The sequence below is a fragment of the Exiguobacterium sp. UBA6309 genome, assembly GCF_002439205.1.
GTDB lineage: Bacteria > Bacillota > Bacilli > Exiguobacteriales > Exiguobacteriaceae > Exiguobacterium_A.
Genome location: NZ_DJTL01000020.1, coordinates 22,951 through 34,702 on the forward strand (window position 1 = coordinate 22,951; position 11,752 = coordinate 34,702).

Here is an 11,752-nt window from a genome sequence, read left to right on the forward strand (position 1 = left end):
TAAAAAGGAGGTTAATCACATGGCACGTCGTCCAGGTGGAAAACGTCGTCGTAAAGTATGTTACTTCACGTCGAACCACATCACTCATATCGATTATAAAGACGTAGAACTTCTCAAACGTTTCATTTCGGAACGCGGTAAGATTCTTCCACGTCGTGTGACTGGTACTTCAGCGAAATACCAACGTCCACTTACAATCGCAATCAAACGCGCACGTCAAATGGCTTTAATCCCATACGTGGCTGACTGATTTCGTAGCACCATCCTCAAGCGTGAGGGTGGTGCTTTTTTTCGCTTCTCTTTCATCACCTCCTGCTTTTCGGTTATAATAAACAAGTTACTAAAAATTTTAATGAACCCTATAGAGCATATAAGGAGGACACGATGGAGTCAGGTCAACAAGTATCACCGGAACGCGAACGACGTATCGTTCGCTTTATTCCGTATCTATTAATCGTCGGTCTACTTCTCGTCGTCGCTGTCCGCGAACCGATCATCTCTGCCATCGGAGCCGTCGTGACTGCCCTCCTCTTCGGATTGCACCTATACGAAGAACGTCGTGCACGCAGGGCATGGGAGACGTACGTCGCTGGAATCTCGATGCAGGTCGAGGAGACGGGACAAGATGCGTTGACGAACATGCCGATCGGAATTTTGTTATACGATGAGGAAACACTTGTCACCTGGTTCAATGATCCAATGCGGGATATCTTTGATGATGTAGCAATGGGACAGACGCTCAATGAGCTCGATCCCTTATTCATCGAAATGGTCGCGACGAATGAGGATCAAGCGACGCTTGAAATCGGCGATGCCGTGTATCGTGTCTTTTCGAATCATGAGAACCGGACCTTTTACCTGTTCGATATGACGGAAGAAGCACAAGTCGAACAACAACTCGTCGATAATCAGACGGTCATCGGTGTCATCTATCTTGATAACTACGATGAGATGACACAAGGCATCGAGGATCAGTTACGCAGTGAACTGAACAGCCGGGTCACGCAGTTATTGAATCACTGGGCAGCCGAACACGGGACGTATATCAAACGGACTGCGTCCGATCGGTATTTCATCGTCACGACAGAAGAAAATTTGCGGATTCTCGAACGATCGAAGTTCACGATTCTGGATACGGTTCGGGAAGAGACGAGTCAACGCGGCGTCCAGTTGACGTTATCTATCGGAATTGGTTGCGGAAGTGACCCGATTCCGGCGCTTGGTCAGATGGCTCAGTCGAGTCTCGATCTTGCGCTGGGACGAGGTGGCGACCAAGTCGTCATCAAACGCGATGGGAAGGTCCGCTTTTACGGTGGTAAGACGAATCCGACGGAAAAACGGACGCGCGTCCGGGCCCGGGTCATCGCTAACTCGCTTCGTGACTTAATGCAGGAATCGAGCCGTGTCCTGATCATGGGTCACAAGAATCCAGACATGGATGCACTCGGATCAGCAATCGGCATTTTGAAGCTTGCGGAAATGAACGATAAGGAAGCACATATCGTCTTACCACCGGAAGAAATCGGACGCGGGATTCGCCGGATGATGGATGAGATCGCTGAAGTACCACAACTCGAGACACGGTTCGTCAATGCGTTTCAAGCCGATCAATTGATCGACGATCAGACGTTACTCGTCGTCGTCGATACACACAAACCGTCACTTGTCGTCGTACCGGCATTACTCGACCGATTCGAGCATATGGTCGTGATTGATCATCACCGTCGGGGGGAAGATTTCATCGAAGATGCGGTTCTCGTATATCTTGAGCCGTATGCTTCTTCGACGTCGGAGCTCGTCACCGAGCTGATCGAGTATCAACCGACGAATCAGAAACTGGCGATGCTTGAAGCGACGGCGTTACTCGCTGGGATCATCGTCGATACGAAAGGCTTTGCCCTGCGGACCGGTTCTCGGACGTTCGATGCTGCATCCTATTTACGCTCACAAGGTGCTGACACGGTGCTCGTACAAGAGTTCCTCAGTCAGGATCTTGAGACGTACGTCGAGCAGTCACATATTCTCGAGCGATCCGAGGTCTATACGGAAGGGATGGCGATTGCGACAGCGGAACCTGGCGTCATTCACGATCAAGTCTTGATCGCGCAAGCAGCCGATCAATTGTTATCGCTTCGAGGCATTCGCGCCGCTTTCGTCATCGCGGAACTTCAAGACGGACGAACGGCAATTAGCGCCCGTTCGCTTGGGGATGTCAACGTTCAGTTGATCATGGAGACGCTCGGTGGCGGCGGTCACTTGACGAACGCGGCGACACAGATGTCAGAATCAGTCGTCACCGTCGCGGATGCGTTGCGTAAAGCAATCGATCAATATCTAGAAGATGAGACAAAAGGAGAGGAATCAGAATGAAGGTTATTTTCTTACAGGATGTAAAAGGACAAGGGAAAGCAGGAGACGTCAAAGACGTGGCCGATGCTTATGCAAATAACGTACTCTTCAAGAAAAAGTTGGCGCGCCCTGCGACGACTGGCAACTTGAAGCAACATGAAGCACACGAACGTAAAGCAGCAGAAGAAGCGAAACAAAACTTGCTTGACGCACAAGCGTTAAAAGAGAAAATCGAAAAAGAGACGATCGTCGTCTCGACGAAAGCCGGTGAAGGCGGTCGTGTCTTCGGTTCTGTCACAAGCAAACAGATTGCGGAAGCACTCAAGAGCATGGGTTACAAAATCGACAAACGTAAAATCGAGCTCGAGCACCCAATCAAGGCACTCGGCTTTACGAAGGTACCATTGAAGCTACACAACGAAGTGACAGCGACGCTGAACGTTCAGGTCAAAGAGGCGTGAGTAGAAAAGGGGAACGGTGATGAGTGAAGTCATGCAAAATATGCCTCCCCAAAGTATCGAGGCAGAACAAGCCGTCCTAGGGGCGATCATGATTGATGCGGATCGTTTGATCAGTGCATCGGAACGTCTGTTACCGCAGGACTTTTACCGTGCCTCTCACCAACGGATCTTTGAAGCGATGCTCGTGCTGTCCGACCGAGGCGAAGCGATCGACCTCGTTACGGTGACAGCCGAGCTCAGTACGCTCGGGATTCTAGATGAGATTGGTGGTCTACCCTATCTAGCGGAACTGGCAGAAGGGGTACCAACTGCAGCCAACATCAATTATTACGTCAACGTCGTTGACCAGAAGTCGACGCTCCGGCGTCTCATTCGGACGGCAGGCGAGATCGTCACTGATGGATACGAACGGCAAAATGAGGTCGATGTCCTGCTGAATGAGGCAGAACGGAAGATTCTCGAAGTATCACAAGGAAAAGGAAGCGCGAGCTTCATCCCGATCTCGGACGTCTTGACGAGTGCCTATGCAACGATTGATAAATTGCATAAGCAAAGCGGCGAGACGACGGGGATTCCGACCGGTTTCCAGGATCTCGATAAGATGACGGCCGGCTTTCAGCGCAACGATCTAATCATCGTCGCAGCACGTCCGTCGGTCGGGAAGACCGCGTTCGCCTTGAACATCTCGCAAAACGTCGCGACACGCGCTGACGAGAACGTCGCCATCTTCAGTCTTGAGATGGGTGCCGAACAGCTCGTCATGCGGATGCTCTGTGCCGAAGGAAACGTCGATGCGCAGCGTCTGCGGACCGGTCAACTCGAAGAAGAAGACTGGGGGAAGTTATCGCTTGCGATGAGTAACTTGTCTCAAGCCGGTATCTACATCGACGATACACCAGGTATTCGGGTCAATGATATCCGGGCGAAATGCCGTCGTTTGAAGCAGGAGCATGGTCTTGGGATGATCATGATCGATTACTTGCAGTTGATTCAAGGGAATGGTCGCTCTAGCGACAACCGTCAACAAGAGGTTTCGGAAATTTCCCGTTCCTTGAAATCACTCGCGCGTGAACTTGAAGTCCCCGTCATCGCCTTATCGCAGCTCTCGCGTGGGGTGGAGAGTCGTCAAGATAAGCGACCGATGATGTCGGATATCCGGGAATCGGGAGCGATCGAGCAAGATGCCGATATCGTCGCCTTCTTGTACCGTGATGATTACTACAATAAAGAAACGGAAGATGCGAATACGATTGAGATCATCATCGCGAAACAGCGGAATGGTCCAACCGGTACCGTCAAGCTCGCCTTCCGAAAAGAATTCAACAAGTTCGTGGATCTCGAGCCAAGTAACTCGTACGCGCCACCTGCTTAATCCAAGCTACGTCTTGCCCTCGATGAATCGGAGGCAAAACGTAGCTTTTTTTATTTTCACCTAAAGATTCTCAGTTTATTCGCTAAAAAACAATAATTAAACGAACGAAAGAGAATTGTAACAATTAATTGTTCGGTATTTGGTTGACTTCTTTTTTTTATCGCGTTACACTTAGTCGTGGTTTTGAATCGTACGTGGAGGTGGATGATAAGATGTCATCAGTAGTAGTAGTCGGAACACAGTGGGGCGACGAAGGAAAAGGGAAAATCACCGATTTTCTTTCGAAACAAGCCGACGTCGTAGCACGTTATCAAGGTGGAGACAATGCAGGACATACGATCGTATTCAATAACGAGACGTACAAATTGCACTTGATCCCATCAGGTATTTTTTACTCGGATAAGAAATGTGTCATCGGGAACGGTCTTGTCGTCAACCCGAAATCACTCGTCAAGGAATTGAAGTATCTGCACGATCGTGGTGTCTCAACGGATAACTTGTTAATTTCGAATCGGGCGCATGTCATCTTGCCGTATCATCAGTTGCAGGATCAGTTGGAAGAAGAAGCGAAGGGCGACGCAAAAGTCGGAACGACGCTAAAAGGAATCGGACCGTGCTACATGGATAAAGCCGCACGAATCGGTATCCGGATGGCAGACTTACTCGACAAAGAAACGTTTGCTGAGAAGTTGAAGATCGTTCTCGACCAAAAGAACCGCATGTTCACGAAGATGTATGACGCTGAACCAATCGCGTTCGACGATATCTTCGAAGAGTACTATGCCTATGGACAAGAGTTCGCGAAATATGTCTGTGATACATCCGTCGTCGTCAACGATAGTCTCGACCACGGTGAAAAAGTGTTATTCGAAGGCGCGCAAGGTGTCTTACTCGACCTTGACCACGGAACTTATCCGTTCGTTACATCATCGAACGCATCAGCTGGCGGTGTCGCATCAGGTGTCGGTGTCGGTCCAGCCCGAATCGACCACGTCGTTGGTGTCTGTAAAGCGTACACGTCACGTGTCGGTGACGGTCCGTTCCCAACGGAATTGTTCGATGACATCGGTCATCAAATCCGTGAAGTCGGTCGTGAATACGGAACGACGACAGGACGTCCGCGTCGTGTTGGTTGGTTCGACTCTGTCGTTGTTCGCCACTCGCGTCGTACAAGTGGATTGACGGATCTTTCGCTCAACTCGATCGACGTTCTGACAGGACTCGAAACATTGAAGATCTGTACATCATACGAATTCAACGGTAAACAGATCGATGAGTATCCAGCAAGCTTCCGTGATCTCGAAGCATGTGTTCCAGTTTACGAAGAGCTTCCAGGCTGGAAAGAGGACATCACAGGTGTCCGTCGCTTTGAAGATCTACCGTTGAACGCACAGAACTACGTTAAGCGGATTGCAGATCTGACAGGTATCTCGCTCGTCACGTTCTCGGTCGGACCGGGTCGTGAACAGACAGTCGTCTTGCGTGATCTCTACGAAGAAGCATAAGTCTCAACAGGACTGACTAAAAAAAGAATGACGTGTCTTTTCACGCCCTTTCCTCAGGCGAGACACAAGCCAGTTTTCCTGCTTCATTTAAGCAGGAAAGCGGGTCTTGTTCGTCTCTGATAGCGCATAAATGCGCTTTTCCTGTAGGAGTGGCGTGTGACGCGTCATTCTTTTTGTTACGGAATAGGGGTGGCAGATCATTATTCTGCCACCCCTCTCTTTGTCGAGACTGACTTTTGAGTCAGCACCGTTTTTTGTGCGAAATGGTTCACAAACGGAAGCAAAAACAGGTATACTAAATACAGTGTTTCACGTGGAACTTCTCCCGTGAGACGACGAACAGTAGAGCGAGTGGCGCCGGGAGTTTCCGTCGCCACCTTTCTATATGCCGAAAAAACAGGTAAAATAGATTGAATAGAAATTTTTAAGGGGGCACACCCAGTGACGGAACGTAAAATTCTAGTCGTCGATGACGAGTTACCGATTGCAGATATACTCAAGTTTAAATTAGAAAAAGAAGGCTACCAGGTCGCGATCGCAAACGACGGCGTGGAGGCATTAGAAAAATTCGAGGAGTTCAAACCGGATTTGATGTTACTTGATATCATGCTTCCACTAATGGACGGGATGGAAGTCTGCCGGGAAGTCCGGAAGACGTCGAAGATTCCAATCATCATGCTGACAGCGAAGGATTCCGAAATCGATACGGTACTTGGTCTTGAGCTTGGTGCGAATGATTACGTGACGAAGCCATTCAGCTCGCGCGAGTTACTCGCCCGCGTTAAAGTCCACTTGCGCAACACGAGTCCGGAAGCTACACCACAACCGGTTGGACCAGGTCCACTCAAAGTCGGAGAACTGTATATCGATACGAATTCACATACCGTGACGCGTAAGGATCAAAAGATCGAATTGACGCAGCGTGAGTTTGAATTGTTGCATTACCTCGCGAAAAACATCGGTCAAGTTATGACGCGTGAGCATTTGTTGCAGACGGTCTGGGGCTATGACTACTTTGGTGACGTCCGGACAGTCGACGTGACAGTGCGCCGTCTTCGTGAAAAAGTCGAAGATAACCCAAGTACGCCGGTCTATATCATGACGCGTCGTGGGGTCGGCTACTATCTCCAAGACGGGGAGAATGAATAACGATGTTAAAAGGAACGAACTTCTTTAAATCCATCCAATGGAAACTTGTCGTCATCTATGCCTTATTGATTTTAGTGGCGATGCAGGTCATTGGTGTCTACTTCGTTCGTTCCCTTGAAAAGCAGTACATTACGAACTTCTCGAAGTCGGTCGAGGACCGGGCAGGTCTTGTCGCCTATAACGTCGGGAAGGAATTCGATAAAACAGGCGATGATGAAGCCTCCAAACGGCAGTTGTCCCAATCATTAGGGCAACTGCTGTCTGAGTTTAGTAATGGCTCCACCTCAAGGAACGACATCCTCGAAGTCCAGATTATCGATCAGGACTCGATCATCCAAGCGACATCGGATGACGAGAACCAGTCGGCGGTCGGTCAACGGGCGACGAATTCACTGATTAAAAAAGCGCAGGCAACGAGCTCGACCCGGACGGACACCGTACTCGATCCGGAATCAGAAGATAAGATCCGGATCTTTGCCGTACCCGTCACCTCGGAACGAGACGGTGTGACGACCGGGATGATTTATGTCCGTGCCTCGATGGAGTCGATCTATTCGCAGATGCAACAGGTCACGCGGATTTTGGCGACCGGAACAGTCATCGCCCTCGTCATCACGTCGATTCTCGGAGTCTTGCTGTCGCGGACGATCACGCGTCCGATTTCGGATATGCGGCGTCAAGCGATCGAGATGCGACGCGGGAACTTCTCGCGGAAGGTTAAGGTCTATTCGGATGATGAGATCGGGCAACTCGCTCGTTCGTTCAATGAATTGACGGATGAGCTGCTCGAAGCGAACGCGACGACGGAAGCCGAACGGCGGAAGTTGACGAGTGTCCTTGAGAACATGACCGACGGGGTCATCGCGACGGACCGGACGCTGCGCGTCATTTTGATGAATGATCAAGCGAAGGATATCGTCGGCGCTGACGATGCGAGCGTCGTCGGAACGAACTTGAAGGACCTACTGGCACTCGGTGACGATTTCATGATTCCGGAAGACGGCACGATGCCACCGCGTCTGCTCGATTTCAGTAGTGAGGACGAACTGTTCCTCGTCCGGGCATTCTTCTCGCCCGTCAAGAAACACAGTGGACCGATTACCGGGATGATCGTCGTCCTACATGACGTCACGGAACAGGAGCAGGTCGAACAGGATCGACGTGAATTCGTCGCGAACGTCAGTCACGAGCTCCGGACACCGCTGACGACGATGCGCAGCTACCTCGAAGCCTTGGCAGAAGGCGCCTATCAGGATGAGGAACTCGCACCGCGTTTCCTTGAGACGACACAAAATGAGACGGAGCGGATGATCCGCCTCGTCACCGATCTTTTACAGCTGTCGAAGATGGACAGTAAGGAATACAAGATGAACAAAGTCCGCTTCGATTACATTCAGTTCTTGAATGAGATTCTCGATCGCCATGACATGACGAAGCCGGAACGGATTCGTTTCCGTCGTAAGATCATGAAGCGGAAAGTCTATATCCGTGGAGATCAGGATAAATTGATTCAGGTCGCAGATAACATCCTGACGAACGCGATCAAATACTCACCGGAAGGCGGAACAATCACCGTCCGGACGATGCTCCGGGCAAAACGGATCGTCATCAGCATCAAGGATGAAGGTGTCGGAATCCCGAAAGCGAATCTCCAAAAAATCTTCGAACGCTTCTATCGTGTCGATAAAGCCCGTGCCCGTAAAATCGGCGGGACTGGTCTTGGTCTGTCGATCGCGAAAGACGTCGTTTCGGCTCACGGTGGCGACATCTGGGCAGAAAGCGAATGGGGACGCGGTACGACGATTTACTTCACGCTTCCGTATGAGGTGATCGAAGAGGTGGATGCCGGATGAAGAAACAACACTGGAGTTCGCTGTTACTCGTCCTGCTCGTCGCCGGTTCGATCGCTCAGACAGCGATGCTCTGGACCTATCATCCAAGCAGTGAATCGATCGAGCGGGAACAAGTCTCGTTCAACGAGATCGATGCCTCAAAGACGATTGAAAGCAACCAGCTGATTAATCCGGAATTACTTGTTTATTCGGATCAGGAAGGGACGTACCAAACGCAAATCATCGGGCGGACCTTCCTCAACCGGATCGGTGCATCGTTCAATATCGGGGTCCTTGTCCTGACGGATAAAGCAAAGAACATCCCGGTCGGCGATCGGAGCGTCGAGATGATTTTTCCGACACCGATCAGCGCAACGATGCTTGAGGAGTTACTCGGAGAAAAACAGATCGCGTTCTCAGAACCGATCAAACGGCTCTATCTCCTCGATTACGATGGTCCGATTCTCCGTCTTGAGTCGGCGACGGGGCGCCTAAAGGACTTTAAACTCGTCGGCGATGAGACGGTTCTGAAACGACTGTTCGCGTACGATAGGAAAAAACCGATGACGCGCGTCGAACTCAAAGGGGGCGATTATACGTATGTCGCGAGTGGTACGACACGGCTGGAACAAGTCTTCGTCTATGACGAGGTCGGGCAATCGCCGCAACCACTCGATCGCATCCGGAGTGCCTTCTTTGCCGAAAATTCGAACGTCCAGCAAATCAAGAGTCGCGATGATCTCGACGTCTTGACGGATGGCGTCAGCGTCTCGACGTACGACCGAAACTACAATGTCTATCGCTTCAACACGTTATCGCCGAACACCCAAAGCTCGACCGTCGATTACAGCACGCTCGTCAGCTACGTCAACATTCATGGAGGCTGGCTTGATCAAGAGACGCAACGGAGTGGTTTCCGCTATTACTTCGATCAGATGAGTAAGAAGGGCGAGGAACAGACGGCGACGTTCCGGTTGTACTTGAACCGATATCCGGTGTTCGGGGAGAGCGGTCCGTTGCTCGAACAGACGAAGTTCGATCTCGCGACACTGAAGATCATGTATGAAGAAAATCAAGTCCGGTCGCTCAGCCGCAGCATGCTTCGAGCGAAGCGGAAGTTGATCCTTCGGGAAGAGACGGTGCCGGCTGTCGAAACGGTTCTTGAACGTTTAAGACGCGCCGATCTCTTAAAAGAAATCAGTGGGATCCGGGTCGGATATGAGATGACGTATAAAATTTCAACGAGCCGCTACGCTGTCTTTGAGCCGACGTGGTTCATCAAGATCGATGGGGTTTGGCAATCGATCAATCAAGCTGTCGGGAATGAGGGGTGAGGATGAATGGACTGGAGTAAAGCGAAGACCTTATTGATGCTGACCTTTTTGATCCTGAACGTCTACCTTGCCATTCAATTGATGGACCGGATGGTCGAACCGCGGATCGTCGCGACGAGTGCGACCGGTAAATCGATCTTGAAGGATCGTCAAATCGATGAGAAAAAACTACAACCGGTTACGCGAGACATCGGCTATTTAACAGCCGAAGTCGATGCGCGGACGCTAGCGCCACTCGCGAGTTCACCGATTCGTGACGCGGTCGCTTCCGTCAAGAACGATGTCGAGTGGTCGGTCCGGTTGACGAAACCGTATCGACTCGAAACGAAGACGATGCGGGATTCCGCTTCATCGTTCGTTCAAGCGTCCGTTCGGTATGGTGCCGAATATACATTTTGGAAGTATGATAGTAAGTATCAGGAGATGACATTCGTTCAGACGTATAAGGGACAGCCGCTCTATTCGACACCACAGCAGTCGCGTGAGGACGATGCGATGATCGGACCGTCCCTGCTCGTCTTGCAGCTCAACGATGCGAAGGAAATCGTCAGCTACAAACAACGCCACTTGAACAAGGTCGTCCGGCAAGCACAGGACGTGACGTTGTTATCGGCAAGTGAAGCGATCGTCCAGTTGTCGGAGCAAGGTTTGTTCCCGGTATCGAAACGGTTGACGAGTCATAAGCTCGGATATTTCTGTCTCGTCACGGAAGGCACGGAATCCGTTCAAATCCTGCCGCCGACGTGGCAAATCGAGCTCGACAACGAGGAAGTCTACTTTGTCAATGCAATTGATGGCGGTGTCCAAACCGTTGAACGATTGGATACAGTCTCAGAGAAATGAGGAATGCACGATGAGCCTACACTACAGCGTCATGGCCAGTGGCTCGACGGGGAACGCCCTCTATATCGAAAGTGAACAGACCCGTTTGCTCGTCGACGCCGGACTGACTGGAAAGGCGATGCTCGCCTTGTTCGACCAGATTGATCGGTCGCCGCATGGCATCGATGGTCTGTTCGTCACCCATGAACACTCCGACCATATCAAAGGCGTCGGCATCATGGCACGGAAGTACAATATCCCGCTCTATGCGAATGAAAAGACGTGGGCAGCGATGGAAGCGAAGATCGGTAAGATTGATCCGGCGCTGAAGTTCCTCTGGGAAGTCGGAGAGGTCAAGCAGTTCGGTGACATCGAAGTCGAATCGTTCAACGTCAGTCACGATGCAGCGGATCCGATGTTCTTCCAGTTCGCTCATGAGGGAAAACGGTTGGCACACATCACGGATACCGGATACGTCTCGGACCGGATGAAAGGTGTCATTCGGGGCGCCGATGCCTATATCTTCGAAGCGAACCATGATATCGGTATGCTCCAGATGGGACATTACCCGTGGAGCGTCAAACGACGGATCCTCGGGGATTACGGACACGTCTCGAACGAAGACGCTGCGATCGCGATGAGCGAGGTCCTTGACGACCGGACGAAACGGATCCACATGGCCCACTTGAGCAAGGATAACAACATGAAGGAACTCGCCCGGATGAGTGTCTCCCAGACGCTCGCAAGCCGTGACGTCGATCTGAGTAAGATTCAGCTTCTCGACACGGATCCGGTCATTCCGACGCCGCTCCTGAAGCTTTGATTATGGGAAATTACTGAATATGCTCAAAAGACCCCCACATTTGGCTCACTTGCCACGTGATGGGGGTATACTTGTGTAAAGAGAGTCATAAAGGAGGCGTATGTC

General features: G+C 50.9%; 10 protein-coding genes. All 10 read left to right on the top strand.

Annotation, left to right across the window (positions count from 1 at the left end; genetic code table 11):
- The first annotated feature begins 19 nt into the window (after positions 1-19).
- A complete protein-coding gene (gene rpsR / locus B3M90_RS05620) occupies positions 20-250 on the top strand; it encodes a 30S ribosomal protein S18 (RefSeq protein ID WP_023469849.1) in 231 nt (76 codons plus the stop codon).
- Between the two features lie 134 nt (positions 251-384).
- Positions 385-2,370 carry a DHH family phosphoesterase gene (locus tag B3M90_RS05625; RefSeq protein WP_214856538.1) on the top strand — a complete coding sequence of 662 codons (1,986 nt, stop codon included), beginning with the start codon at positions 385-387 and terminating at the stop codon, positions 2,368-2,370.
- Positions 2,367-2,810: a 50S ribosomal protein L9 gene (gene rplI, locus B3M90_RS05630; RefSeq protein WP_023469847.1), complete on the top strand. Its 444-nt coding sequence runs from the start codon at positions 2,367-2,369 to the stop codon at positions 2,808-2,810. The genes B3M90_RS05625 and rplI overlap by 4 nt, the downstream gene beginning before the upstream one ends.
- 19 nt (positions 2,811-2,829) lie before the next feature.
- On the top strand, positions 2,830-4,182 hold the full coding sequence (dnaB, locus tag B3M90_RS05635; protein ID WP_023469846.1) for a replicative DNA helicase: 1,353 nt from the start codon (positions 2,830-2,832) through the stop codon (positions 4,180-4,182).
- 212 nt (positions 4,183-4,394) lie between these two features.
- A complete protein-coding gene (locus B3M90_RS05640; protein WP_056064628.1) occupies positions 4,395-5,687 on the top strand; it encodes an adenylosuccinate synthase in 1,293 nt (430 codons plus the stop codon).
- 441 nt (positions 5,688-6,128) lie between these two features.
- Positions 6,129-6,836, top strand: a complete 708-nt coding sequence (gene yycF, locus B3M90_RS05645; protein ID WP_023469844.1) for a response regulator YycF — start codon at positions 6,129-6,131, stop codon at positions 6,834-6,836.
- Between the two features lie 2 nt (positions 6,837-6,838).
- A complete protein-coding gene (gene walK, locus B3M90_RS05650; protein WP_035411745.1) occupies positions 6,839-8,689 on the top strand; it encodes a cell wall metabolism sensor histidine kinase WalK in 1,851 nt (616 codons plus the stop codon).
- Complete coding sequence (gene yycH / locus B3M90_RS05655; protein WP_290782912.1) at positions 8,686-10,002, top strand: two-component system activity regulator YycH; 1,317 nt, start codon at positions 8,686-8,688, stop codon at positions 10,000-10,002. Before walK ends, yycH begins: the two co-directional genes overlap by 4 nt.
- 6 nt (positions 10,003-10,008) lie before the next feature.
- Positions 10,009-10,845, top strand: a complete 837-nt coding sequence (locus tag B3M90_RS05660) for a two-component system regulatory protein YycI (protein WP_214856542.1) — start codon at positions 10,009-10,011, stop codon at positions 10,843-10,845.
- Between the two features lie 10 nt (positions 10,846-10,855).
- Positions 10,856-11,647, top strand: coding sequence for an MBL fold metallo-hydrolase (locus B3M90_RS05665; protein WP_023469840.1), 792 nt, complete (start codon positions 10,856-10,858; stop codon positions 11,645-11,647).
- Positions 11,648-11,752: the final 105 nt, after the last annotated feature.